Annotated in this window: 30 protein-coding genes; 10 read left to right on the top strand and 20 right to left on the bottom strand. The window is 44.4% G+C overall.

Annotation, left to right across the window (positions count from 1 at the left end; translation table 11 throughout):
• Positions 1 to 263: 263 nt before the first annotated feature.
• On the top strand, positions 264 to 545 hold the full coding sequence (locus tag M0C34_RS16660; protein WP_248712799.1) for a hypothetical protein: 282 nt from the start codon (positions 264 to 266) through the stop codon (positions 543 to 545).
• A gap of 4 nt (positions 546 to 549) precedes the next feature.
• On the opposite strand, the gene M0C34_RS16655 is transcribed toward M0C34_RS16660, so the two are convergent.
• A complete protein-coding gene (locus M0C34_RS16655) occupies positions 550 to 1491 on the bottom strand; it encodes a helix-turn-helix transcriptional regulator (protein ID WP_248712798.1) in 942 nt (313 codons plus the stop codon).
• 200 nt (positions 1492 to 1691) lie between these two features.
• Here M0C34_RS16655 and M0C34_RS16650 point away from each other — a divergent pair, with 200 nt between their 5' ends.
• Positions 1692 to 2462 (top strand): YMGG-like glycine zipper-containing protein, encoded by a 771-nt coding sequence (locus M0C34_RS16650; protein WP_248712797.1) that lies wholly within the window; start codon positions 1692 to 1694, stop codon positions 2460 to 2462.
• A 62-nt stretch (positions 2463 to 2524) separates the two neighbouring features.
• On the opposite strand, the gene M0C34_RS16645 is transcribed toward M0C34_RS16650, so the two are convergent.
• Positions 2525 to 3532: a GGDEF domain-containing protein gene (locus M0C34_RS16645; protein ID WP_248712796.1), complete on the bottom strand. Its 1008-nt coding sequence runs from the start codon at positions 3530 to 3532 to the stop codon at positions 2525 to 2527.
• A 95-nt stretch (positions 3533 to 3627) separates the two neighbouring features.
• A complete protein-coding gene (locus M0C34_RS16640; protein WP_248712795.1) occupies positions 3628 to 4557 on the bottom strand; it encodes a LysR substrate-binding domain-containing protein in 930 nt (309 codons plus the stop codon).
• Between the two features lie 270 nt (positions 4558 to 4827).
• Here M0C34_RS16640 and metE point away from each other — a divergent pair, with 270 nt between their 5' ends.
• Together metE and M0C34_RS16630 are read left to right on the top strand one after the other, a co-directional pair.
• Positions 4828 to 7110, top strand: a complete 2283-nt coding sequence (gene metE / locus M0C34_RS16635) for a 5-methyltetrahydropteroyltriglutamate--homocysteine S-methyltransferase (RefSeq protein ID WP_248712794.1) — start codon at positions 4828 to 4830, stop codon at positions 7108 to 7110.
• 117 nt (positions 7111 to 7227) lie between these two features.
• On the top strand, positions 7228 to 8700 hold the full coding sequence (locus M0C34_RS16630; RefSeq protein WP_248712793.1) for an MATE family efflux transporter: 1473 nt from the start codon (positions 7228 to 7230) through the stop codon (positions 8698 to 8700).
• On the opposite strand, the gene M0C34_RS16625 is transcribed toward M0C34_RS16630, so the two are convergent.
• The gene (locus M0C34_RS16625) at positions 8697 to 8933 is read right to left on the bottom strand and encodes a DUF2375 family protein (RefSeq protein ID WP_248712792.1); all 237 of its coding nucleotides are present in this window, start codon (positions 8931 to 8933) and stop codon (positions 8697 to 8699) included. The genes M0C34_RS16630 and M0C34_RS16625 overlap by 4 nt on opposite strands.
• Positions 8934 to 9089: 156 nt before the next feature.
• Here M0C34_RS16625 and M0C34_RS16620 point away from each other — a divergent pair, with 156 nt between their 5' ends.
• Both M0C34_RS16620 and M0C34_RS16615 read left to right on the top strand, forming a co-directional pair.
• Entirely contained in the window at positions 9090 to 9803 is a 714-nt protein-coding gene (locus tag M0C34_RS16620; protein ID WP_248712791.1) for an HAD family hydrolase, read from the top strand.
• Between the two features lie 42 nt (positions 9804 to 9845).
• Complete coding sequence (locus tag M0C34_RS16615) at positions 9846 to 10523, top strand: YciC family protein (RefSeq protein ID WP_248712790.1); 678 nt, start codon at positions 9846 to 9848, stop codon at positions 10521 to 10523.
• A gap of 50 nt (positions 10524 to 10573) precedes the next feature.
• Here M0C34_RS16615 and M0C34_RS16610 read toward each other — a convergent pair whose 3' ends face one another.
• Together M0C34_RS16610 and M0C34_RS16605 are read right to left on the bottom strand one after the other, a co-directional pair.
• The gene (locus tag M0C34_RS16610; RefSeq protein ID WP_248712789.1) at positions 10574 to 10768 is read right to left on the bottom strand and encodes a DUF4250 domain-containing protein; all 195 of its coding nucleotides are present in this window, start codon (positions 10766 to 10768) and stop codon (positions 10574 to 10576) included.
• Between the two features lie 12 nt (positions 10769 to 10780).
• Positions 10781 to 10969, bottom strand: a complete 189-nt coding sequence (locus M0C34_RS16605) for a DUF2061 domain-containing protein (protein WP_248712788.1) — start codon at positions 10967 to 10969, stop codon at positions 10781 to 10783.
• Between the two features lie 211 nt (positions 10970 to 11180).
• Here M0C34_RS16605 and M0C34_RS16600 point away from each other — a divergent pair, with 211 nt between their 5' ends.
• Positions 11181 to 13550, top strand: a complete 2370-nt coding sequence (locus M0C34_RS16600) for a fatty acid cis/trans isomerase (RefSeq protein ID WP_248712787.1) — start codon at positions 11181 to 11183, stop codon at positions 13548 to 13550.
• Positions 13551 to 13586: 36 nt separating this feature from the next.
• Here the strand turns inward: M0C34_RS16600 and M0C34_RS16595 are convergent, their stop codons facing one another.
• Positions 13587 to 14471 carry an AEC family transporter gene (locus M0C34_RS16595; protein WP_248712786.1) on the bottom strand — a complete coding sequence of 295 codons (885 nt, stop codon included), beginning with the start codon at positions 14469 to 14471 and terminating at the stop codon, positions 13587 to 13589.
• A 144-nt stretch (positions 14472 to 14615) separates the two neighbouring features.
• On the opposite strand from M0C34_RS16595, the gene M0C34_RS16590 reads away from it, so the two are divergent.
• Positions 14616 to 15206 carry a DUF4115 domain-containing protein gene (locus M0C34_RS16590; protein ID WP_248712785.1) on the top strand — a complete coding sequence of 197 codons (591 nt, stop codon included), beginning with the start codon at positions 14616 to 14618 and terminating at the stop codon, positions 15204 to 15206.
• A 62-nt stretch (positions 15207 to 15268) separates the two neighbouring features.
• On the opposite strand, the gene M0C34_RS16585 is transcribed toward M0C34_RS16590, so the two are convergent.
• The 6 genes from M0C34_RS16585 to M0C34_RS16560 form a co-directional block, all read right to left on the bottom strand.
• Positions 15269 to 15541 (bottom strand): oxidative damage protection protein, encoded by a 273-nt coding sequence (locus M0C34_RS16585; RefSeq protein ID WP_248712784.1) that lies wholly within the window; start codon positions 15539 to 15541, stop codon positions 15269 to 15271.
• A gap of 98 nt (positions 15542 to 15639) precedes the next feature.
• Positions 15640 to 16698: an A/G-specific adenine glycosylase gene (gene mutY / locus M0C34_RS16580; protein ID WP_248712783.1), complete on the bottom strand. Its 1059-nt coding sequence runs from the start codon at positions 16696 to 16698 to the stop codon at positions 15640 to 15642.
• Positions 16699 to 16708: 10 nt separating this feature from the next.
• Entirely contained in the window at positions 16709 to 17176 is a 468-nt protein-coding gene (locus M0C34_RS16575; protein ID WP_248712782.1) for an Lrp/AsnC family transcriptional regulator, read from the bottom strand.
• 82 nt (positions 17177 to 17258) lie between these two features.
• Positions 17259 to 18224, bottom strand: a complete 966-nt coding sequence (locus tag M0C34_RS16570; protein ID WP_248712781.1) for a Gfo/Idh/MocA family oxidoreductase — start codon at positions 18222 to 18224, stop codon at positions 17259 to 17261.
• Positions 18196 to 18687: a cupin domain-containing protein gene (locus M0C34_RS16565; protein WP_248712780.1), complete on the bottom strand. Its 492-nt coding sequence runs from the start codon at positions 18685 to 18687 to the stop codon at positions 18196 to 18198. The genes M0C34_RS16570 and M0C34_RS16565 overlap by 29 nt, the downstream gene beginning before the upstream one ends.
• 69 nt (positions 18688 to 18756) lie before the next feature.
• Complete coding sequence (locus tag M0C34_RS16560; RefSeq protein ID WP_305883135.1) at positions 18757 to 19293, bottom strand: type II secretion system protein; 537 nt, start codon at positions 19291 to 19293, stop codon at positions 18757 to 18759.
• A gap of 78 nt (positions 19294 to 19371) precedes the next feature.
• Here M0C34_RS16560 and M0C34_RS16555 point away from each other — a divergent pair, with 78 nt between their 5' ends.
• The gene (locus tag M0C34_RS16555) at positions 19372 to 19680 is read left to right on the top strand and encodes a DUF1272 domain-containing protein (protein ID WP_248712779.1); all 309 of its coding nucleotides are present in this window, start codon (positions 19372 to 19374) and stop codon (positions 19678 to 19680) included.
• A gap of 114 nt (positions 19681 to 19794) precedes the next feature.
• Positions 19795 to 20529 carry a tRNA (guanosine(46)-N7)-methyltransferase TrmB gene (gene trmB / locus M0C34_RS16550; RefSeq protein ID WP_248712778.1) on the top strand — a complete coding sequence of 245 codons (735 nt, stop codon included), beginning with the start codon at positions 19795 to 19797 and terminating at the stop codon, positions 20527 to 20529.
• A gap of 2 nt (positions 20530 to 20531) precedes the next feature.
• Here the strand turns inward: trmB and hemW are convergent, their stop codons facing one another.
• From hemW to M0C34_RS16515, 7 genes are all read right to left on the bottom strand, one after another.
• On the bottom strand, positions 20532 to 21686 hold the full coding sequence (hemW, locus tag M0C34_RS16545; protein ID WP_248712777.1) for a radical SAM family heme chaperone HemW: 1155 nt from the start codon (positions 21684 to 21686) through the stop codon (positions 20532 to 20534).
• Complete coding sequence (rdgB, locus tag M0C34_RS16540; protein ID WP_248712776.1) at positions 21680 to 22279, bottom strand: RdgB/HAM1 family non-canonical purine NTP pyrophosphatase; 600 nt, start codon at positions 22277 to 22279, stop codon at positions 21680 to 21682. Before rdgB ends, hemW begins: the two co-directional genes overlap by 7 nt.
• A gap of 106 nt (positions 22280 to 22385) precedes the next feature.
• Complete coding sequence (locus M0C34_RS16535) at positions 22386 to 22820, bottom strand: DUF4426 domain-containing protein (RefSeq protein ID WP_248712775.1); 435 nt, start codon at positions 22818 to 22820, stop codon at positions 22386 to 22388.
• A gap of 58 nt (positions 22821 to 22878) precedes the next feature.
• On the bottom strand, positions 22879 to 23166 hold the full coding sequence (gene yggU, locus M0C34_RS16530; RefSeq protein ID WP_248712774.1) for a DUF167 family protein YggU: 288 nt from the start codon (positions 23164 to 23166) through the stop codon (positions 22879 to 22881).
• Positions 23167 to 23712 carry a YggT family protein gene (locus M0C34_RS16525; protein WP_248712773.1) on the bottom strand — a complete coding sequence of 182 codons (546 nt, stop codon included), beginning with the start codon at positions 23710 to 23712 and terminating at the stop codon, positions 23167 to 23169.
• 17 nt (positions 23713 to 23729) lie between these two features.
• Positions 23730 to 24551: a pyrroline-5-carboxylate reductase gene (proC, locus tag M0C34_RS16520; RefSeq protein WP_248712772.1), complete on the bottom strand. Its 822-nt coding sequence runs from the start codon at positions 24549 to 24551 to the stop codon at positions 23730 to 23732.
• A gap of 23 nt (positions 24552 to 24574) precedes the next feature.
• Positions 24575 to 25273 (bottom strand): YggS family pyridoxal phosphate-dependent enzyme, encoded by a 699-nt coding sequence (locus M0C34_RS16515; RefSeq protein ID WP_248712771.1) that lies wholly within the window; start codon positions 25271 to 25273, stop codon positions 24575 to 24577.
• Between the last annotated feature and the right edge of the window lie 5 nt (positions 25274 to 25278).

The following is a 25278-nucleotide window of genomic DNA, read 5'->3' as shown; positions in this document are numbered from 1 at the left end:
CAATATAGGAGCAATGCATTTATGGCGAGCGCAACTGTCACAATATAGCAAACCGATGCCGTTTAGGTGTAATTAAAAACGCTTGTTGGTCGCCCCACTAATAACGTAAACAATTGCTAACAGTGTATATGCCGGTTTTTTGCGCTTATTGGGGGATTTGTTAAAAACTAAGTTGCTTTCATATCTTATCTAGGCAAGGATCTAGAGCGTAAATTGAACTCGACATAGAGTTCTTAAGCGATAGAAAAACCAAGGTGGCTATTTTGTTCCAACTGTTGTTGATATTGTTCGGCTCGGTGGCACTGTATTACTACAGACGGGATAGTAATGAGCGGGTTTGGTTACGTTTACCTACTTTCGAAGACTACCTGCGTCACAGTCTGCAACAAGCTGAAAATGGCGCCCAACATGCTTGTATCTATTGTCATAGCGATCAAACTTGGGAATACGGTTTAGCCAGTTTAATGGATTATCGTCGAGAGTGTGTTTGTTTAGGTTGCGGCCATCGGCTTTGGCGTAAAGAGCAACAAAGCTTGCCTCTCTAATCACTCAATCATCTCTTAGAATATTTAACAGTACCGGTGAGTTGAGTAAAGCCAAACGTTCGATTCGGCAGCTTATAAACTGATAACGCTTCCCCTGATGTTTTATCCCTAGCTCAATATTATCACTGGGCGGACCCAGCGCTTCTAAGGTATGAGGAATGCTCTCCAGCATCACATGTGCAATGTCTCGGCGAACGCGCATGCCAAATTGGGCTAATGAAGGGTCATTGGCGATAGCTTTAAATAGGTGCTGATAAATCTGGTTGATAGCTTGTATCCTGCCAGCATAAACAGAGTAAATATATAAACCGGCTGGCTCACTAGGTAACGCCAGCATCTCTGGTTTTACGTCTGTTTCATCTATTTCGCAGTGCAGTAATTGCTCAAAGTATTTTGGCTTAACCCTTAATGCATAGCTGTGCCCAGCCAGTTGCCCAAAGTAGAAGTAATAGCTAACTAATGAACTCTCGGTATTTTGCAGTTGTTGTAAGTACTGTGGGTCCCATTGCTCGCAACCAAAAGACAAATTGGCAATATAATGGCTAAGGTGTTGGCAGCTACGATCGGCCAGTTCATCAGGTGGGCATACTTGTTGGTAGCGTAGATCTTGTTGCGGCAGGTAGGGGTGTGCCCCTAGATAGTGTTTAAACTTAGCGCGAGCCACTAATAACTTATTCATCGCATCAATGGACGGTAAGTTCTTTGAGTGAAACTCAGCAGCAGTGATAATTTGGTAGGGCTCATCACCAAAATAACGAATGATTTCAAGCTGCCGATTTAAACTAGGTTCTACTTTACCACGCTCCCAGCGGCTAACCGCTAGTGGGTCTAAATCGCCAAACTCAGGGCTAAACGCGGTTAATACTTGGCACAACTGTTCCTGAGTTAAATCTGCTTTTTTACGCTGCTGCTGAATGTAATCGGATATATTTTTATAGTTGGTCATTAGATGTTAGCAAAGTATTGTTACTATTGATTTTATCTTAGCAGAACTTTTGTTCTCTCCCCATCTTGCTACGCCCATATACCTGTTGTTGGTAGCCCTAGGCATTCGCTGCATAAAACTTTTTATGGCGTGCCCTGATGTTTATTTGAGCAATTGATTATCTTTATCTCATCAAGTATTTCAATTAGCGAGAGAGATTAATGCATAAACTAGGTAGCTCTATCAGTATCATTTTATTAGCCGGCACAGTATTAGTTGGCTGCGCCTCAACCGATGATGAAGCGAATTCGAATCAAGGAATGAAAACGGGTGCAATAGGTGGAGCTCTAGTGGGCTTGGTGATGGGGGCTGTAACCGGTGAAGCTGATCTTGCTGTAAAAGGTGCCGCAGTGGGGGCTGCCGCAGGGGGGGTTAGTGGAGCGATGCGCGATTACGAAAACCAACAAGAAAATCGCCGTACAGACACCACCGCACAGGCAATCAGCCAGCCAAATACGGTTATTTTGAATGGTGATAGCAATAGCAAGCAAGGTGATCATCTTAACAAATTGTTAGGGCAGTGGCAGGTAAGCATTTGGGCTATTAAGCCTGACGGTAGCACTATTGAAGCGGAAGGTTTAGCGAGTGGAAAAATGTTACAAAGTGATACCGCTACCATCGAATTAGACCAACTACACATGGCGGGACAGCCGCTTGAACTGCAAGCGAGCACCTCCATTAGTTATAGCGAGCAACAAGGCCATCAACTTAGAGTTAATGCTTCATCTTTAGATAATGAACAGCTGTATGCTGGTGAATATCAGGCGGGCATGAATCGATTTAGTTACTATCCTTTAAGTCAGGTTAAAAACAATAATATGCGTATGGAGTTACGTGTGGTTAGCCCACAGCTCTGGTTAGTGGAAACGTACGCCCAGCAAGGTAATGAAGAAAAGATGATTCAGTCTTACCGTTTCAGTAAAGCTGGGTAAGCGGCTGACTGAATAAATAAGGCTCATTAGAGCAATGGGCCTTAGCTTGTTTACTGTCGGTTTCACGTCTCTAGGCTGGTAAACTGCACCGGCCAAGTTTGCCGGCGGCCGGCTTGTTTGGCTTGGTATAAACCTAGATCGGCTCGCTGTATCCAATCATCTATGCTTTCATCATCTTTTATGCAAGATATACCAGCACTAAAGCTTATGCTGAGTTGCAGTGGTGCTTCACGCTGCGAGATCGCCTCAACCAGCTTTTCACTGGCTTGATAAGCCATATCAAAGTCTGCGTCGTGCAATAAAATCAGAAACTCTTCACCGCCATAACGAAAAACGCGGTCGTTACCCCGAGTGTTATTTTGCAAGAAATGGGAGAACCATACCAAGATTTGGTCGCCTGCATGATGCCCATGCTGATCATTGATGAGTTTAAAGTGGTCTAAGTCCAATAAAATGAGGGTGGCTTTAATACTACTACGTTTGTGTTGTTGTTTGGCTTTTTGCAGCTCGTCAAATAAGGCGCGGCGGTTGTAACAGCGGGTTAAGGAGTCTTTGAAGGCGAGTTCTTTAAGTTCGTTGTTTTGCTTCACTAATACTCTGGCTAAGCCCCAAGCAAAAATGTGTGAAGCCACTACGCCAAGGCTAAAACGGATCCCTTGATGGATCCCAAGATGTAAGGTGCCTAGGATAATGGCGACAAGGCTAACCAATAATACTAAGCGTTCAGCAACTTTTAGAGGCAGGTGAATAAAACAAGCCAAAATTAGCGCTGGTACAAAAAACTCCCCATGCATGCTGTCCTGAGTAAGGGCCAATAATACAGGAGGGATGGCTAACAACAAAAACCAAGCATCTGCCACTTTGTAGCCCTGAGAGTTTGGCTTGGTAAAAAGAAGAAATAAGGACACCAGAATAGCCAATGCACAAGGCAGAATACTCAATCCATACCAAAAAATGCCATCAACTAAGTGGTGAATTGAAAAATAGGCACTAGGAATGAAACCCGCTAAGTGCATCACTAAGCTCATTTTTCTTTCTGTAAATTCTGCTGGAGACCAGTCAGACACCATAGAGTTGAACCTTTGCCAAACAATCTAATTGATGAGGAGGACAGCTAGCCTTATGTTATTAAAAGTAAACTCATTTTGCCTGTCCCGTCAAATAATTAGTGATGATGGTTTTTTGCTCGCACCCGTCGTGTCCCTTCTAGATGTTCTAAGGCTTGGTGTAAAACCAATTGGATAAAGGCTTGCAGGGCCAAGCAAGTATGTCGGTTTTTAGTATATGCAGCATACATTGGCCTCCATAGTGGTCGTTCAAATGAGCGTAGTTGTACAAACTGTTGCCTTGCATAGTGCTCTACGGCCCAATAAGGCATAGCTGCTACCCCCATACCCGCTGCCACCATTTGCAATAACATGGCAGGGTTGTCGGCATGTTTCCATTGCTGAACTTGGATCTTGGCTGGCTGCAAAATATGCTGATATAAGTCGAGGCGTTGTAAGGCTATGGGGTAACTAATGATGGTTTCTGATTTTAGATCCAATGCCTGAATACTGGCTTGTTTACTGAAGTGATGTTTAGGTGGAAAAATGAGTACCATTTCATATTCAAACAAGGCTTTATAATGGATTTGCTCCTCTATCTTCACGCTAGATGTAAGCAGTAAATCAGTCTCTCCTTGCTGTAGTAAGGGCAGTCCGTTGTAGTCTTTATCTTGGCAAAAGTGACTACTTATTTCAGGCCATGCTTGCTGAAATTGTTGCAAGCTGGGTAATAACCATTGAAAACAAGCATGGCAATCTACGCTTATATTGAGTCGACTCTGTTGCTGATGAGGTTGCAATAATTGCTGTTCGGCTTTTTCTATTAGCGGTAAAACATGTTCCGCTAACTTGAGTAATTGACTACCTTGTTGGGTTAGCTGCAAGGGGTGCTGTTTTCTGACAACCAATGTCGCGCCAACCCGTTGTTCCAGGTCTTTTAGTTGATGAGACAAGGCTGAATCGGTAATGAATAATTTGGCTGCAGCGGATTTTAACGAAGGACCACCAGCCAGAGCTTGTATGCTACGTAGGTGTTTCAATTCGAGCATCGTTATTTACCCTTGGCATTTTGTTAAATGTGATATCAGAGCTTAGATAGCGAGCCATAGCTTGTATAGATGACGTGATGCTTGCTTATCTTAACTTGAATATATTTCACCTGAAATTAGTCACTGTGATGAACGCGCCCCTTTTTAGACCTATAAAGCAAGGGTTGTTGAAATATATTCATTTTGGTTTGCGTTTTTTTCAATTGTGTTACTACACCTTGCTAGCCACTATTGTTCTATATACATCTAGACGGCTAAAAGGATATTCAGATGAGTACAACACATATATTAGGCTACCCACGAATTGGCAAGCAGCGAGAGCTAAAATTTGCACTAGAAGCTTATTGGCGAGGCGAATCTTCGCAGCAGCAATTACTTGAAGTGGGGAGAACAATTCGTCAGAAAAATTGGCAAGTTCAGCAAGATAGCGGTCAAACATGGGTAACCGTGGGCGATTTTGCATGGTACGACCAAGTACTTAATACGTCGTTATTGTTGGGCAATATACCGGAGCGTCATCAAGTCGATAATCTTAACTTAGACAGTATGTTTGCTATCGCTCGTGGTCAGCAAAGCTGTGCTTGTAATCATGCCGCTTCTGACATGAGCAAATGGTTTAACACTAATTACCATTACATTGTGCCTGAATTTTCCGAGAGCAGCTGCTTTAGCCTACAGTGGCAGCAGTTGTTCGATGAGATTGAAGAAGCGCTAGCACTGGGGCATGCGGTTAAGCCGGTGATTCTTGGTCCGGTATCTTACCTATATTTGGGCAAAAATGACGACGCTGCGACAGCCGGTTTTCAACGTTTATCACTGTTACCGCAGCTATTAAAGGTTTATCGTGAAATCTTTCAGAAAATGGCTGCTTTAGGTGTTGAATGGGTTCAGCTAGACGAACCCGTATTGGGTTTAGAGTTAGAGCCACAGTGGCAAGAAGCGCTTTTAGATGCTTATCGTACCCGCATTAGTCCAACTAAGTTACTGTTAACCAGCTATTTTGCCGACGTACTCGATAATGCCGATGTCATTAAACAATTAGCGGTAGACGGCTTGCATCTTGACCTGAGTGCGGCACCAGAGCAACTACAGCAAGTGCTTACTTGGTTACCTGAAAAATGGGTGTTGTCGGCAGGGATAATTAATGGGCGCAATGTATGGCGTGCTAATTTGCCAGACTTAATTGAGCGCTATCGTTCACTAAAAGTACGTTTAGGCGAACGCTTATGGCTTGCTTCATCGTGTTCTTTACTGCATAGCCCGCTAGATTTAGACAATGAAGATGGTTTGGGTGATGCCAAGTATCGTCTTGCATTTGCGCAACAAAAGTTGACTGAACTACAGCTATTGGATGACGCTATTAGTGGTGATGCTGATGCTTTACGGTTATCTCGTCAATACAGCGCAGCCTTACAAACACTTAACAAAAAGACCAACTCAGCGCTTCAGCGACGCCTTGATCAGCTTAACCCCGAACAGCGCCAACGTAAATTGACCTTTATTAAACGTCAAGCAATTCAGCAGCAAAGTCTGCAGTTACCTCTGCTACCAACCACGACTATTGGTTCGTTTCCGCAAACTGATCAAATTCGCCGCCAGCGTCGCGAGTATAGAGTGGGTACTTTAAGTCAGGTTGATTACGATGCCGCGTTGGCCAAACATATTGCTGATGCGATTAAGCGCCAAGAAAAGCTTGGCCTTGATGTATTGGTGCATGGAGAAGCGGAACGAAACGACATGGTGGAGTACTTTGCAGAGTTGTTAGATGGCTTTATTGTTAGCCGTTTTGCTTGGGTGCAAAGTTATGGCTCTCGCTGTGTTAAGCCGGCGATTATAGTTGATGATATTGAGCGTTCTAAACCGCTCACTATTGAGTGGACTCACTATGCTCAATCTCTCACCACTAAGCCGGTGAAAGGTATGTTGACTGGGCCTGTGACTATTTTAACTTGGAGTTTTGCTCGAGAAGACCTCAGTCGTGCTGAGATTGCAGAACAAATAGCTTTAGCTTTAAATGATGAGGTCAATGAGTTACAACAAGCAGGCATCAAGGTGATTCAAATTGACGAGCCGGCCATTCGCGAGGGGATGCCGCTTAAACGTAGCCAGTGGGAAAGCTACCTAGATTGGGCTGTATCAGCATTTAAATTATCAGCCGCTAGCGCTAAACCTGAGACTCAAATTCACACACATATGTGTTATAGCGAGTTTAATGACATTATGCCTGCTGTAGCTGCACTGGATGCTGACGTGCTAACTATTGAAACCTCACGCTCTGCCATGAGCTTGTTACAAGCCTTTGAGCACTTTGCTTATCCTAACCAAATTGGGCCCGGAGTATATGATATTCACTCGCCTAATATTCCAAGTGTGGCTGAGATCAAAAACTTGATTGATAAAGCTGCACAGTGGATCCCTTTGCAACGCTTGTGGGTAAACCCTGATTGCGGCTTAAAAACACGAAATTGGCAAGAAACTGAAGCGGCGTTAGAAAACATGGTACTGGCTACTAAAGAACTGCGGGTTAATTGGCCTAAGGGCCTAGCATTATGATCACTTAGTGTCACTTGCTGAAGCTTATAGCCCCTATAACTTAGGGGTTATTTGGCCAATGACTCCGGAGAGTTTTGCGCCTACACTAAACACTATCTTGTCGTGTCGTGAGTTTCTATGCCAAAGGCAAAGTTCATTTCTGGTGATATCTTCCGCCACATTGTGGTGATGTCTTCCACCAATGCTATTGGTTTAACCGCTTTATTCTTAGTTGATCTAGCCGATCTGTTTTTTATTAGTTTGTTGGGTGAAGCAGAATTAGCCGCCGCGGTCGGTTACGCTGGCACGATTGCTTTCTTTACTACCTCTATTTCGATTGGCCTATCTATCGCTATGACTGCCTTGGTCTCCAAGGCGATAGGTCAACAAGATAAGGCTCGAGCCAAACAATTAGTCACTAACATTTTATTTACCGGCTTTTTGATCAGTGCGTCTTTTGCTGGTTTGGTGTGGTATTTCTCACCCGAATTGTTAAGCCTGATTGGCGCAAAAGCTAGAACCCATGAACTGGCGGTAGGCTATTTGCGTATATTATTACCGTCATTACCTGTGCTGGGGTTAGCTATGAGTGCGGGAGCAGCCTTGCGCTCGGTTGGGGATGCTAAGCGGGCTATGTGGTCTACTCTTGCAGGTGGCGGTGTTAACGCTATTCTCGACCCGATATTTATCTTTGCTTTGGGTCTGGGCCTACCAGGCGCGGCTATCGCGTCGGTAATTGCACGGTTTGTGGTGGCAGGCGTGGCATTGTCAGGGGTGGTCTATAAGCATCAATTATTTGCTAGGTTTAGTGTTACTAAACTATTGGAAGACTTACGCGCTATTTTAAAAGTGGCTGCCCCGGCCATGATGACCAATGTAGCTACACCTTTGGGTAATGCCTACGTTACCGCAGCAATTGCGGTTTTTGGCGATGCCTATGTGGCTGGTTGGGCGGTGGTGGGACGAATAATGCCAGTGGCTTTTGGCATGATTTTTTCTTTATCGGGGGCGATAGGTCCGATTGTGGGGCAAAATTTTGGTGCGCATAATTACTCAAGAGTACGAGAAGCACTCACCAAAGCCTTGTGGTTTAACGGAGGGTTTGTGATCGCCGTGTCTTTCATTTTATTGCTTAGTCAAAATCTCATTATTAAGGTCTTTGGTGTTGGCGGTGAAGCGGCCACTGTGATTGGTTTTTTCTGTACTTGGATAAGCTTTAGTTTTGTATTTAACGGCGCCATGTTTGTGGCAAACGCTGCTTTTAATAACCTAGGTTACCCTAGTACCTCTACCATGATTAATTTCGGCAAGGCCACCTTAGGCACCATCCCCTTTGTTTATTTAGGTGGGCAGTGGTTTGGTCCCTTGGGAGTTCTTGGCGGGCAAGCTGTGGGCACTATTGTATTTGGTTTATTAGCCTTGCGAATGGCCTATTACATATTGGACCGTGTAACCAACAAACATCAAATTCACATAGCTGATCAGGAGCAAACGTTAGAGCCGAATGTTCCACTTACACCATTTAGCTCTAGTCGTGCTTATATGTGTGCAGAGGCTGAGGTAGATGGTATGAGCGCAAAGCAGACCGACGTTATAGATAGCAAAAATTAAGCGGCTGACAGTGGCTGAACATTGAAGCGGTCACCCAGCATATTAAGTAGCTCAACCTGACCGCTAATTACCGCCACTATTATCTTACCTTGCCGATGTTCAGCACTAATTACCACTCTGCCTTGCTGGTTTTTAACTTGGTTTTTAAGTAGTAAAGCGCGCAAGTGGTAGGGGTTATCATCAGGATAATAGAGAATGGTAACGTCAGTTAAATTGACTGTTTGAGTATTCATGTCTATCCCTCGGCTTTGCTTGTCTCCCTATCCAAACGTTAGCACTACAGGAATAGATCACTGCATTTATTCGCTACGAGAGACTCGTATGCTGTAAACAATCGTTGACTTATCTTTTGGGCTCGCTAATCTGGCTGAAAATTAGCGAGGCGATTTATGACACATCCAACTCCGGCGAGCATGCTGTTTTTCGATTTAGACGATACTTTGGTTGACGATACGGTGGCTACTGAAGCGGCGGTTATTGCTTTGTTTAAGCATTACCAACCCGAGCAACTGTCAGATGCCTTAAGTCACTGGAAGCGCGCACTTAAATTATATTATCCAGCATTTTTGCAGGGTAAATTACCTGCTGCAGAAATGCGTCAAGCTAGAATTCGCGAAGCTCTCCAGCTTCCAACAATCAGCAGCGAACGGGCAGAACAAGCTTTTGAGTACTTCATGCAACAATACATCGCCGCTACCCAGCTTTATCCTGATACTTTAGTCTGTTTAGAAGAACTACTACAGCATGGCTGGCGCTTAGCCTTGGTGTCTAATGGGCCTGAAGATATGCAACAGCGCAAGGTTAAGGCTGCTGGCTTACAGCCTTATTTCGAGTTTGTATTGACTGCAGAAGTCGCTGGAGCTGCAAAACCTGATGCGGCTATTTTCGAGCAGGCTTTAGCGCGCGCCAAGCTAAATGCAAACGCTGGTTGTTATGTTGGCGATAACTTAACTAATGATGCCAAGGGGGCAGTAGCCGCAGGGCTAAGCAGTGTTTGGTTGCAACGTCAATCGACAATCAGCCATGAGTTTCAGCCTTTGGCTGGCGTAACCTGGAAAATTTCAAGTTTGGCTCAGTTAACCCAGTGCATAAGCTTAAGGTAATTGTTTTGTTTTTTGGTCTGAATGGTTTGGTGAAGGGGTAACATGGCGATTAGCGGTTTATGGAATTGGTTGGCTGACAGTTTACGTTTTTATCGACAGCATTTTATCCCTTTGGCGTTGATGGTGTTGCCTTTTGCCATCCCTTTCGCCGGTATACAAAGTGGTTATGTGCAAAACTTGCCTGAGCAACCGACGACCCATTATTGGATGTTTGTGGGTTTAGGTTTGTTAATGCAACCGGTCTACCAAGGTGCCATCATCCTGTATATGCGTGGTCAAATAAAGCAACAGGTTTGGTCAATCAGTCGCTGTTTTCAAGCCTCTTTAAGCATCTGGCCAAGTTTGTTCTTGGTCGTGAGTGTAACTTTTGTTTTAGTCATGTTAGGCCTTAGTTTCTTCATTTTGCCGGGGGTTATCATTGCGAGTCGTTTGATTGTGGCTGATATACATTGCGTGTTACATAAAGCTTCACCCATGCAGGCAATTAGTCAAAGCTGGCGTCAAACCGAAGCCTATAAATGGCCACTGTTGGCTGGGGTGATTATTGTTGCGGGTATTACCACTATTCCAGTGTGGGGGATTCATCATTGGTTACTTGAACAACATGCCAGTGGCGTTTTAATATTTGCAAATCGGGTGATTGGCCAGTTGCTTGAAACACTATTATTAGTATTTGCCTATCGGGCTTACAGTGCAATTAACACTACTGCTGAAGAGTAGTCGTTTTATTATTGATACCAGCATCAAAGAAGCGAAACCCTAGACATAACTTACTCTGCAGTAAATTGTTGGTTGCTCTGCAGTGTATATCCGGCCTCAGTCAGCCGTTGTACTAGCGGTTGTGGTTCAAGTTCATAGAAGCTGCATAATTCACTAAAGCTAGAAAATTCATTTCTAATTTGCATATTAATAATACTAAGAAGAATATGAAGGTCCATGGTTTGAACCCGTTCTTGATCTAACATTTAGATGCTCCTTTAGTGAATTTGGGCTGAGTTTAAGCCCCATTTCAACCACGCTTTTTCGTGGAAGAAATAGGCCACGCTATTTACCGCTGGTTCTACGATGGCGACTAAACCGCCAATCATCATATCACCGGTCAATAACCAAGTGACCAAAAAGGCGATGGTAAAGTGCATGCTGGCAAAAGTAAGTGTTTTAGTCATCGTGTTGTTCCTCTTATTTTCTATATCTAAATGATAATCATTATCATTTAGATATTCAAGAAGTTTATCTGTTTTTTTATGTAACGCTGTGCTCATAACTTAAGCACATGTTTGATTAGTTGGCTTTGCTAAATTTTTGCTGAGTTGATGTATACTTAAAGCTCTAATAGTGGCGCATTTATGCCACTATTCGCGAAATCAGGAATGGACTATGTTTCGACGTTTTAATGTGTTCTGGGTGCTGCTGTTAGTCGCAGGTTGTTCCACCATTATTGTTAATCAGTTTGACCAGCGCTTTGGTAAAGCGTCGGTACAAACGCGTATGTATTCTGAGAGTTACCCTCCAGCGGCTGAGTTTATTAGTGATGTAAAACCGATCCTCGACCAACGCTGTGTCATGTGTCATGCCTGTTACGACGCGCCTTGCCAATTAAAGCTTACCTCAGCAGCAGGTATTGACCGCGGAGTGACAACAGCGAGGGTCTATCATGGTAGCCGGGTAACTGCAGCACCAACCACTCGTTTGTATACGGACGCTAGGTCTACTCAAATGTGGCGACAAAAAGGGTTTAATCCGGTACTGAACGAGCGCATTCAAACTGAGCACGCTAACTTGGAAGCGGGGGTTATGTACCAAACGCTTCAACAAAAGCGTGTTTATGGCGAGACCACAGACGAAATATTAGATCCTAAAGCTTATGATTTTTCACTTGATCGCGCTCAGCAATGTGTCGGTATAGAAGGTTACGCCAAGGTACAGGCCTCTCACCCTGAATGGGGCATGCCATATGGTTTACCCGCAATTAGCGATAAAGAGTTTGATACATTAACGGCTTGGTTAGCCAGTGGTGCGCCAATGGCAGATGATTTAAGTGCTCATCATAAACTCACTGATGAAGTTGAACGGTGGGAAGCTTTTTTAAATGGCGATTCTTTAAAAGAACAGCTAATGGCGCGTTATATCTACGAGCACCTGTTTATTACTCACCTGTATTTTGGTAACGATTCAAACAGTCGACCTGCATTTTTCAAAATGGTGAGGTCTCGTACCGCTCCGGGTAGCCCGATTGATGAAATTGCTACCCGCAGGCCTTACGATGACCCCGGTGTTGACAAGGTGTATTACCGCCTAGCGCCAGAGCGTGAGAGTATCGTGGTGAAAACGCATATTCCTTACCGCTTAGATCAAGCCCGTGCTGACCGCTGGACCGAGTGGTTTTTAAGCGATCAGGTGCAAGTTAGTGAATTACCCAGTTATCAGCCTAGTGTTGCGGGTAACCCTTTTGTTGCTTTCAAAGATCTCACGGTAAATGGTCGCTATCGTTTTCTGCTAGACGACGCTGAAACCTTTATTATGGGTTTTATGAAAGGGCCGGTTTGTCGCGGGCAAGTCGCGCTTAATGTCATTCAAGATCATTTCTGGGTGTATTTCGCTAATCCTGACAATGGTTATGAAAAGCAGCAGTCTCTATTTTTAGCTGACCAGAGTGAACATTTGCGCATGCCTTCTGTTGAGCAAAGTAACGTATTACCAATAAGTACTTGGGTAAGTTATTCAAAGCGCCATCATAAGTATTCGCAAGCTAAATTTAATGAAATTAAAAATTGGCTGCAAGAAGGTAAAGAATCACTCGATCTTCATTTGTTATGGGATGGTGATGGAGCGAACCAGAATGCGGCACTAACTATATTTAGGCACTTTGACAGTGCTAGCGTAGTAAAGGGGACCGTCGGAAAACAGCCTAAAACGGCATGGGTGATTGATTATTCTTTGTTTGAACGGATTCACTATTTATTAGTCGCCGGCTTCGATCCCTATGGCAATTTAGGGCATCAATTAGTGACACGCCTATACATGGACTTTTTACGCATGGAAGGTGAGTTTAACTTTGTGTCTTTGTTACCCGCTGAAGTGCGTTATGACGAAATACGTAGTTGGTATGTGGGGGCAGATAAAGAAATTATTAAATTTGTTGAAACGCGCCCAGAAGAAGCCTTTTTCAAAAGCTCGGTTCAATATACCGATGACCGCGATTACAAGAGCCAGTTACACAATCAAATTCGGCAACAACTAGCGAAGGTGCTAAGTCGTAAATACCAGATGAGTGCGCTTAACTACTCTAGGGAAGTGGCCGACTTTGCCACGCAATTAGAGGTTTGGCAAGGAGGCTCGATTAAGTGGCTACCTCAGGTAGTGTTTATTCAAGTCGATGACCCTGATGTGGCTGAACCAGCGTATTTCACGTTATTAAGGCATAACGCTCATGCTAATATTTCTAGTTTGTTTTTAGAAAATGATAACCGCTTACCTGATCAAGATACCGTGTCGGTTTTACCGGGCTTAGTGGGGGCTTACCCTGGTGCATTTTGGCAAGTCCAAAAATCTGAACTTAAGCAGTTACAACAGCAATTAGTGCAAGTGAGCAGTGAAGAAAGTTATCAAGCCTTTATGAAGCGTTATGGTATTCGCAGAACCAATCAAGAATTTTGGCCTTACAGCGATCGTTTACATAAGGCCTATTTGCAAGCTGAGCCCTTGGATTCGGGCATATTAGATTATAGCCGTTTAGAGAACCGTTAATCTCAGCGCCTCTAATCAGCTCAGGTTTACTTGGGCTTATTGGGCTTGAGGCAGTACCCAGAATAATGCCAGTGGAATAACAATTAAACTGGCTATGTTGCCTAACATTACGATTGAAGCGACCCGTTGAGGCTCAACCTTATATTGCTCGGCGACGATAAAGTTGAGCACTGCTGGTGGCAATGCGGAAAATAGAATCAGGCAAGACTGCTGTAATGGGGATAAAGGTAATACCAATATAGCGATACCCGCGCAGGCCAGGCCACTCAAGGGGCAAGCAATTGCCCCCAAGAGGCCTACTCGCCAATCTTTTAGGTTAACGTCGATTAACCTCACTCCTAGCGTAAACAGCATCAGAGGCACAGAAATTTTGCCAAGCATCTCGATAGGAATAGCCACGATGGCGGGTAAGCCTAAACCTGATGCGCTCCATAACAAGCCAGCTGCTGCGGCCACGATGACGGGAATGCGCAATGTACTGAATAACTTGGCATTTGACTCAATAAAGTACAATCCCACTGAAAAATGCAGCACCATTTCTACCACAAATAAAATCACCGCAATGGGCATAGCGGCTTCGCCAAAAGCCAGAATAATCAGCGGCAACCCTAAATTACCCGCGTTATTAAACATCATCGGAGGAAGAAAAGTACGGGCTTTTAGTTTGCAAGGTTTTAGTATGGGCCACAGAAGTAAACCTGAGCCCAGCACCACCCAAATACTGGCCACAAGTAGTTCTGAGTAATCAGCCAGCTGCAGCTCGGTGGTGGCTAATACCGAAAAAACCAGCGCAGGGCAGAATATTTCCATATTCATTCGATTAGCGGCACTAATATCAGGGCGATGTTTACGTCCATAGAGTAGTCCTAATACCACGATAAGGACTAGCGGAGCCACAATATTAATTATTTGCCAGATCACAAACTCTACCTGTAAGTAAATGCTCGCTCAGCTTAGCAGAAAAAAGATTTAACACTAGTTAGCGAAAGGGCTAATGCTTGAAGCTTGCTAGTGCAGGCGTTAAGCAGCTATGCTAAATAGTATTGTTTAATCAAAGAGGCATCGATGTTTAATCGTTCAGGTGTATTTGTGTCACTGATTATCGTTTGCATACTGGGTTTACCTTCAGCCGCAGCTGAAGATGAATTTGATATGGATATGGATATGGATTTCCCTGAGCCAGATATCAGTGAAGCTTTTCCTGAACAATACCCAGAACAACCAGAGGCGGAAGTGTTGCCTGAAATAGACGCCCCAGAAGTAGAGCTGCCGATAGCTCCTCCTCCCGGAGAAGTTATCCCGCCTGAAGAAATTTTACCGCCGATCATTGTATTGCCTCCGCCAATTTATTGGTTAGATGATCCTTGGGATAATTGGTATCCTCACGATTATCCGCGCCATTATTATCGGCCAGCGTCTATTAGTGTTCGGGTCAATGGTGGGGTGAGAATTCGTATTGTTGATAGTGAGCAGCGTACCTTGGTCAATGACACTTTGTCCGAAGGGGCTTTTATGCAATGGCAAGGCCAGGCTCCTTTTGCCGTAACAGTGAGTGACCCCGCGTTAATCGCCATTAGCTACCAAGGAAAAACAATTGATTTAAGTGCTTACAAAGAAGCTGAAAGTGCCTATTTTCAGGTGCCGCCGAATCCGTAATCGTGAATTTAGTTATAAAAAAACAGAGTTTGTGCTCTGTTTTTTTATGCTGAAGCCTCGGTCTACTTGCTTGGTGGTGTGTAGCCTTCAATATCAACTTCACCATCTTCAAATAAGTATTTTACCATTTCAGCTTGTAGTAGTTCTCGATCGTCTTGATTCATCAAATTGAGTTTCTTCTCGTTGATGAACATGGTTTGTTTTTTCTGCCAATCAGTCCAGGCTTCTTTACTGATGTTGTCGAATACGCGTTTACCAATATCACCGGGGATCAATTGAAAATCTAAGCCATCGGCTTCTTTTTTTAAACGTTGGCAAAATACTGTTCTAGCCATAATTATCCCTTATTGCTATATGGTGGCTTAAGTTGTCCCGAGCCGAGCTTATTAAACACAGCCTCAATGGAAACCGTGCTGATCTGTGAACATTTCAGTTAAAGCGCTTTAGCGGCAATGTTTAACAGTTTTTCGGTAACTGCGGCTAAGCCGACTTTCGACGGTTGTTGCATGTTATACCAAAGATGTTGATTGCCTTCCATTACTTGTAAAGTCGGCGCTTCGCTTAGCTCAATTAAAGAAGCTTGAATATCTAAATGGTAATGACTAAAAGTGTGGCGCAGTGGAGCCAATTCATAAATAGCGTCAGCGGACATATTCCGCTGGCTTAACCATTCAGTGATACTGTCTTCTAGCTCTATTTCAGGAAAACAGTATAAGCCGCCCCATAGGCCTTGCATGGGGCGTTGATACAGTAAAAATTGCTGACCCCAGTGTAAAATTAGCATTTGTACAGGTTTTTCAGGGAGTACTTTTTTAGGTTTTTTCCCTGGGAAGTCGGTTTGTCGCTGAAGCTTTAGTGCTTGGCAATCTTCGGCGACAGGACAGTCTTCACAGCGTGGTTTACTGCGAGTGCATATCATTGCCCCTAAATCCATCATGGCTTGATTATAAGCGGTGGTTTGCTGCTTGGGAGTATTCGCTTCGGCAAGCACCCATAATTGATTTTCAACGGGCTTTTTACCTGGCCAACCGGCAATGGCTTGGTGGCGCGCTAATACCCGCTTTACGTTACCATCTAAAATGGCATGTTCTTGACCTAGCGATAGCGATAACACCGCGCCAGCGGTAGAACGGCCTATGCCGGGTAGGGCAATGACTTGCTCGATACTTTCAGGAAATACGCCCTTATAGTCGTTGGCAATGGTTTGTGCTGCTTTGTGCAGATTACGCGCACGTGCGTAATACCCCAACCCCGTCCAGAGGTGCAGCACTTCGTCAGTATCGGCTTGTGCAAGGCTGGTTACGTCAGGGAAGCGCTGCATGAAACGTTCAAAATAGGGGATCACTGTGGCGACTTGAGTTTGCTGCAGCATAATTTCAGACAACCACACCTTATAAGGGGTTTTGTCTTGTTGCCAAGGCAGGTGTTTGCGTCCTGCACGATGGTACCAATCCACCACTCGTTCAGAGAAGGCTGGAATATAGTTGCTCATGATGGGGATATTAGCTCAAATAATGGGTAGGTAGGGAGGTGGTAGATTTCATAACCTCCATAGAAAAGGCCGAACTGACATCGGTAAAAGCCAAACGTTCTATCAGCTTTTTGTAAACCTTGTCGTAATCATTAATGCTAGGCACTACCACTTGCAGCAAGTAATCGATACTGCCGCTCATTCGATGGGCTTCAATGATCTCTGGAATGTCTAGAATCGCTTGTTTGAATTGATCAAGCCATTGTTGATCATGCTGTGAAGTTCGAACGCTAACAAACACGGTGACACCTAAGTTAAGTTTATTACGATCTAACAGCGCTACTTTGTGGCGAATAAAACCGGCTTGCTCAAGTTTTTGGACCCTTCGCCAGCAAGGGGTTGCAGACAACCCAACCCGCTCGGCAATGTCATTGAGCGGAATACTCACATCTCGTTGCAGCAAATCGAGTATCAACTTGTCTTTACTATCGAGTTTCATATTTTACACATTGAACAATTAGTGGAAGTAAGTTCTATTTTTACGCGCTTAGCTTGAATTAACAACCGCTAACTTTGTGAGGCTAATTGGGTTTGGAGAACAAGGCCTGCTCTAACCAAAGCGCTTTGCTTGCATCGAAGCCACCTAGCTTAACAAACTCGGCTTTGCTGAGATGGCCGCGAAACTGCTCAATCATCATTGCGGTAGAGCGTTGGTTTGCTTCAATCCAGCAATCAGCTTGACTAAACTCACCTTGGTTTTGTGGTTTATTATTTAACATGACAGGCGAGAATCGCCAAGGTCGCCCAGGAATGTACTCGCCTTCTACGGAGAGTTTTTCAGTGCCAAAAGCAATCTCTATTTGATGAAAAATACCGAGTTCTCCACCCAAAGTGAAATCGATATCTATGCGGTTGTTGGCACATTCAAGTTGCAGCGATAAGTGTTGCCCATCTGAGGTTTTACGCGTTTGCTTTGGCTGGCCAAAGCGATGTAATAACCAAGATAAGGGGTGGCTGGAGGTTTCTAAAAACCATTGCTCAAGGGTGAATTTAAGCGGCAAATTAACTTGCGAGCTTAGTGTTATATGAACGGGTTGTGATTGTTCAGCGACAATGCGATCAACTAATCTAGCGCTGGCAAGATGGCTAAAGGCGTAGTTCACCCAAAGTCTTTCTGGCCAAGTATAATCGCTTGTTGAAGGGCTCAAGCCCAGCAATGGCTTCTCGCAAATAATGGCGCAATGCTGAAAATGTTGGATAAGGGCTTGGTGAGTCACAGCAGGGCTTGCCACAATCACCAAATCCACGGTGGGGATTTGCTGAACGTCATTACAGGCGTGGGCTATGTTGTGTTGCTTTGCTAGATGTTGAGCTTTAGATAAATCTAAATCGACAATGGCGCTGACGTCAATATTGCTGTTACGCAGAGCGCCTAAATGCACCAAGCCCCAATTACAGCCAATAATCGCCGCTGAGTTAATCTGATACTTGTTATCATTTGCTACCACTGGTTTATCTCTACGTGTTGGCTTTTGCTGCAACCACAATAAAGCGAGCGCCTTTAGCTCCCGCTTTTACAAAATGGCTTTGTCCTGGATGAATGCAATGGGAGTCGCCAACTTGCAAACGCTCGGTTTGCTGCTCTTTGCCATCGACTAAGGTGATGTGTAATTCGCCACTCAGTAAGTAATAGACTTCTTCGGTGTTAATATGCTGATGCAAACCAATGCTGGCGTTCGCCTCGAGACTTGAATCCATGACTAGCTCGATACCGCTGTGTAAAATGCCTTCTGCTTTGTCTGGCTCTTCACTGTATATCCAGGTGCCATCTAAACGTCCTTCACCTTGCATATCATTGGGTGCCTCAGGGTTTAAATGGGCTGGTTGGTAAACCACAGAGGCCATATTTTTAGCTTGCTTAAAACTCTGCCCGTCACCTTGATAAGCGGGGGCGTCACCATCATGAAATTGCTGTTCGTGAAATACTCGTGAAGAGGGTTTTGATTTCATGTTTGTTTCCTTAATGGTGTTGCGTTTAGTGTAGTTCAATCGCCTAGCGGGGAGAAGTGCAAACTCAGTTTAACAATCACTGGTTTTAATGGTGACCGAAGGGCCGCTGCCATTTTCTTGATTGGTGTAAAGCGCATGGCAATTAAAAAAAACACTTTTGTCGGCTAAATCCTCAGAGTAAAAAATGTAGATACGGTTAAGTGCGGTAGATTTATCAACAAAAAATGGGGCTGCATCGTTATCTGCTATGATGGTGGTTAGCGCCACTGAGTCAATATCTAGCCAAGCTTGCACCTGTTGATTGAGTTCTTCAAAACTATCGCCACCATCTACCGCGGGGTAACCGTTGTATATCGGCAAAGGGTGACCAAGGTAGGTGATTTCAGTATTGCCCGTCGTTTTGTTTTCTAAGGCTGACTGAATATAGACCAGCCTTAAACCTTCCTGCATTGCCCCCCCAAGGGATTCCAGAATGGCCGTTTTACTATCGGTTTTTAAGTTAATAAATTTGGGCGCAACTACCACAGCCAACACGGCTAGAATAATCATCACCATAACCAGCTCAATGAGAGTAAAAGCTTGCTGGCTCCAGCTATTAATTCTCACTCCTTGAACCTCCCTTTGATTGTATAATGATCCGTTTATTGTTTTATTATAGATATTAGGTAACAAATCGGAGTATTTATGCTGGAATTACGCCCTTGTTGTGAGCACTGTAAAACAGACTTAGCTACCAATGCGACTAATGCGATGATCTGCGCTTTTGAATGTACTTTTTGCGTAGATTGTGTCGAGCAGGTATTACATAATGTTTGCCCTAATTGTGGCAGCGGCTTTTGTTCTCGGCCAATTCGGCCTAAGCACGATTGGGTAAATGGCAATAACGTGGAAAATTACCCAGCCAGCTCAGCGATGGTGTTTAAACCGGTCAACTCTGCAAGTCAGCAAGCCTTAATAAAGCGCTTGGCTGGCATCTTACCCGAGCAGCGTTAACAGAAAACTTCTCACGCTTTGGCGTGCAAAGCTTGCACAAATGTCAGAACTTTGGATAATGCCAGCCCTGTTCTACATTTAGAATGTCCCTGCAAAATCTAGTCTGGAATTATCATGAGCGAGCAAGACCAAAATTCATCTCCTGAGGCCTCTCAAGAGCAAGTCGAAGACAAACGACTTCGCAAAATTCGTAGCTTTGTAAAACGCGAAGGTCGCTTAACTAAGCGCCAAGAAAACGCGTTGACCGAGTTTTGGCCAAGCTTAGGCTTAGATTATCAAAAAACCAATTATTCGCTCGAGCAAGTGTTTGGCCGTGATGCTAAAACGGTATTAGAGATTGGTTTTGGTATGGGTGCATCTTTAGTCGAAATGGCAAAAAATGCCCCAGAGACTAATTTTATTGGGATTGAAGTTCACCGCCCAGGTGTGGGCGCTTGTATGGCCGATGCGATTGACGCAGAGATTAAAAACCTACGGGTATTTGAGCACGATGCGGTTGAAATTTTAAACGATAGCATTCCTGATAACAGTTTAGACACCGTGCAATTGTTCTTTCCTGACCCATGGCATAAATCTCGCCACCACAAGCGCCGTATTGTTCAGCTTGAGTTTGTTGACGTATTGCGCAAAAAACTAAAGATTGGTGGTGTATTCCATATGGCAACAGATTGGGAAAATTACGCAGAGCACATGCTTGAAGTAATGCAAGCAGCGCCAGGCTATAGCAATACTTCTGAAACGAACGACTATGTGCCACGCCCTGACTGGCGCCCACTGACTAAATTTGAAAACCGCGGCCATCGATTAGGCCACGGTGTATGGGATTTAATTTTCGCCCGTAAAGCGTAAGCTTAATCCGTAAAACAATTAAGGAGGTCGTTTAGAAATAAACGGCCTTTTTTTGTAACCTGCCAGTGGTCAAGATTGTCAGTTAGTAGACCCTGCTGTTTAGCATCACTTAGTGATTGCTCAAGCTCAGTCAAGCCTAAGCCCGTTAAGTCAATAAACTCAGCCTTAGGAATGTCCTCAAATAAGCGTAAGCGATTTAAGAAGAATTCAAAAGCCAAATCATCAGCGTCGACAGACCACTGTTTAAACATAAAATCACGGCTTGCTTCTAAGTAACCTTTTGGGTGTTTTACCTTCTCAGTTCTGATTAATTGCTGATTCGTTAAGTCAGTAATTTTACCGTGAGCACCACAACCAATACCTAAGTAGTCGCCAAAACGCCAATAATTAAGGTTGTGCTGTGAACGATCATTTTCACGACAATAAGCAGACACTTCATACTGATCAAAGCCAGCCTGTTGCAGTTGCTGATGACCTTGCTCATAAATATCCCACAATAAGTCTTCATTGGGCAGTTTAGGTGGGCGAGAGGCAAAGGCCGTGTTGGCTTCGATAGTGAGCTGATACCAAGACAAATGGCTAGGCCCAAGAGCAAAAGCTTGTTGTAAGTCTTGCATCGCTTGCTCAAGGCTTTGATTGGGAAGTCCATGCATCAAATCGAGATTAATTCGCTTAAAACCCGCCTGCTGAGCAAACTCAAAGGCGCGCATCGCTTCATCACCGTTATGAATTCTACCTAGCTTAGCTAAATGTTGCTGCTGAAAGCTCTGTACCCCAATGGATAAGCGATTCACTCCAGCCTGGAAATAGCCTGCGAAACGGTCTGCTTCTGCGGTACCGGGATTTGCTTCCATCGTCACTTCTGTGAGTGGGCCAAGCGTTAAGCGTTGTTTGATACCATGCAGTAAGTCATCAATGGCGTCGGCAGAGAGTAGGCTAGGCGTGCCTCCGCCAATGAAAATACTATGTAATGCCCGCCCGTTCATTGCTGGGAAACGGGCTAAGTCTGCGTCTAAGTCTGCCAGTAAGGCTTGGATGTAAGCCGTTTCAGGAAGCGCTTGTTTTAAGCCATGGGAATTAAAATCACAATAAGGGCATTTTTGTACACACCACGGTACATGAATATATAGGCTTAGCGCGGGGCTTAGCGTTAGCATATCTCGGTTTCCATCTGAGCAAGCAACTGGCGCAGCGCCTTACCGCGATGGCTGAGAGCATTTTTTTCCATTTTAGTTATTTGTGCGGAGGTAGCTTGGTGTTGTTCAACCCAAAACACCGGATCGTAACCAAAACCGCCGGCTCCGTGGATTTGTTCTGTGATAGTTCCACGCCATTTGCCATGGCAAATCAGCGGTGCGGGGTCATCGGCATGGCGCAAATACACTAATACGCAGTGAAACTCTGCACCACGTTGCTCTTTGTGAGCATCTTGCATGGCGTCAAGTAGCTTTAACACGTTGTCGTGGTCACTGGCATCGCTACCTGCATAGCGTGACGAATACAAACCTGGCGCACCATTTAAGTAATCGACCGCCAACCCAGAATCATCGGCTATGGCGGCTAAGCCGGTAATTTTTGCGGCATGACGCGCTTTAATAATGGCGTTTTCAACGAAGGTTGTACCGGTTTCTTCAGCATCCTCAATGGCAAATTCACTTTGGGCGATGATGTGTTTTTGCAAAGGCTTAAGTAGGTCTGACAATTCGGCTACTTTGCCTGGGTTACCCGTGGCGAGTACAACTTTTTGCATGAGGGATCCTATGATTGGTTTGACGGATGAGGCATATACTATGCGAGTAAATGGTTAGCAATAAGCCCTAAGTAAGTCGATCTAGTCTGATTGAAGCGCTATGGTGCTAATCAACGTAAAACTTTTGTTGAAACTCGAGTGTTTGTTGGCGTTTACCGTCATCGATGATGATTTTAAAACGAAAGGTTTCTTCATTGCTATGGCGCAGTTGTGCGATGTAGTAAACCGACTCGCCTTCACGAATTTCTTTAAATTCTAACTCGCTTTGGCTACCAATTAGGTTACGTGCGGTTCCGGAGATTTTTACCGCAACCGCGTTTTTATCTGCTGACTTGCTGTCTAACACTGAAATATTAATCAAGCCGTTATAACGGCTACGCTGTAGACCATAAATTTTGGCCACTTCAGCAGGGATAAAGGTAGAGTTAAAAGCGACATAATGCACTTCATAATCACCTAAAATGGCTTTTTGCTCTGCATGACTGGGTAGGGTAAATAACATCAAGCTAGAGATTAAGCTTATTAGCAAAAACTTACTCATAGTGGTGACCTTTTAAACAAATGTGGTTTTAGTATAGAAAGACTTTAGTCAACAATCCTTACAACAAAGCCGCAATAATCTCTGGTATTGTCGTTGGGTTGGTGATGCTCACTGTTTTGTGACGGCCAAGCTCACCGCGAACAATTTCGACGTGTGATTTAGCCACTTTACATTGCTTGGCTAAATATTTAATTAAATGTTGATTGGCTTTACCGTCAATAGGAGGCGCGGTAATGGCGATTTTTAGCGCTTCGCCATGCAAGCCTATAATACTGTCACGGCTAGCCTTAGGTTGCACGTAAACCTGTAATAGCAGGTTTACGCCATCTTGACTGACCGCGGGCATTTATAACATCTGCCAAAATGGAATCCAGCCGCTTAATAATATATTTAAAAAATTAAGGGCAATAAACAATACCAATACCGATAAGTCGAGACCGCCTAATGAAGGTAGAATTTTTCTAATAGGTGCCAACATCGGTTCGGTTAACTGACCCAGTACATATTCAACCGGGCTCCGCCCTTGGCTTACCCAACTAAGAATGGCCCGCAGTAAGAGTACCCAAAATACCATCATGCCAGCTTCTTTAAACATATTTACCACTGCTAGAATAGCTAAGGTGGGTACATCTATGCCGCCGGTCATCAGCATTAATATTGCCCATTTTGCAGCCACCACCAATAAAGCAATCACCACCGCTGCCCAATCAACACCTGCAAAGCCAGGAATAATGCGGCGTAATGGCACCACCAAAGGATTAGTCGCTTTTACTACAAACTGACTAAGAGGGTTGTAAAAATCAGCGCGAGCTAATTGTAACCAAACCCGTAGCAATACGACTATTAAATACAGGTCAAAAACTGTTTTTATAAGAAATTCAAACGCTTGCATAACTTCCTCAAAACTTATTAAAATAAACTTTCCATTTCTTTACCGCGTTCAATGGCGGCGTCCATGGCGTTAGTCACAATAGTACGTAAACCTTGTTCTTCAAATACTCGAATTGCTTCAGCAGTTGTTCCTCCCTTAGAAGTAACATTGGCCCGCAGTGTCGCTAAATCAAGGTCTGGATTAGCTGCAACGAGCTCGGCACTGCCTAAAGCGGATTGTTGCACCAACATCCGCGCTTGCTCGGGGCTAAAACCTAAGCGCTCTGCGTGTTGCTGCATGGCTTCCATAAACAAGAAAAAGTAAGCCGGCGCGCTGCCTGCTGCTGCAATGATATGATTTATTTCATCTTCTTGTTTTACCCAGCAGGTTTCACCCACGGCTTGCATCAACTGTTCAGCAGCCTGGCTTTGCTCAGCGCTAACATCACTTGGAGCATATAAACCAGTCATACCTCGGCCCACTAACGCGGGGGTATTTGGCATAGTACGCACAATCGATACCTGTTCACCGAGCAGACCTTTTAAGCGCTGTACACTAATGCCAGCAGCAATCGATACGAATAACTTGTCACTTAAGTCTGTAGCTTGCTCGGCGATGGCTTGGCATACCACAGCCATCAACTGAGGCTTTACGGCTAATACAATGAGATCACTTTGCTCAATAGCCTGACTATTATCTCCAGTGACATTTACACCAAATTGCTGTTGTAGTTTTTGTTGTTGTTCAGAATTTGGATCGCTAGCGGTAATACTGCTAGCACTTGCGCCGTTAGCGATTAGGCCGCCAATTAAACTGCTGGCCATGTTGCCGCCACCGATAAACGCAATTCGAGCTGTCATGTTGGTATTCCTTTGTTATTTATTTAGCTACGTTGGCCAAATATAGCGCTACCGACTCGTACCATGGTGCTGCCATGATTAATTGCGGTATTCATGTCGCCACTCATGCCCATGGAAAGGGTATCGACACTAGCATATTGCTGTTGCAGTTGAGAAAACTTTTTAGCCATCGCGGCAAATTGCGTCTCTAACTGTTGATTATTTTCTACCTGTTGCGGAATAGCCATTAAGCCTCGTAAGCAAAGGTTGGGTTGTTGCGCCACGTGCGCGGCGAGCTCGTCAACTTGGTCGAGGCTAAGCCCTGATTTTGTCGACTCTTGGCTAACATTAACTTGTAGGCATACTTGTAGCGGGGGCATACCCGCTGGTCGTTGTTGATTTAAACGATCCGCTATCTTGGCACGGTCTAAGGTTTGTAACCAAGCAAAATTCTCTGCAACCAAACGTGTTTTATTGGATTGTAGTGGGCCAATAAAGTGCCATTCTATGGGGTCATTTAGCCAGTCTTGCTGACGACTTTCGACAATTTTATCTACACCTTCTTGCACATAGTTTTCACCAAATAAACGCTGGCCAGCTTGATAAGCTAATCCAATATCTGACAGAGGTTTAGTTTTACTAACGGCCAATAATGCAACAGCATTAGCCGGACGATGTGCTTTATCTAACGCTTGCTGAATTTCGTGGTTAACAAATTGAAGTGCTTGGGTAATACTGCTCATAGTCT

It is taken from the genome of Agarivorans sp. TSD2052, from assembly GCF_023238625.1.
Lineage (GTDB): Bacteria > Pseudomonadota > Gammaproteobacteria > Enterobacterales > Celerinatantimonadaceae > Agarivorans.
This window is presented reverse-complemented; position numbering and strand designations above follow the sequence as displayed.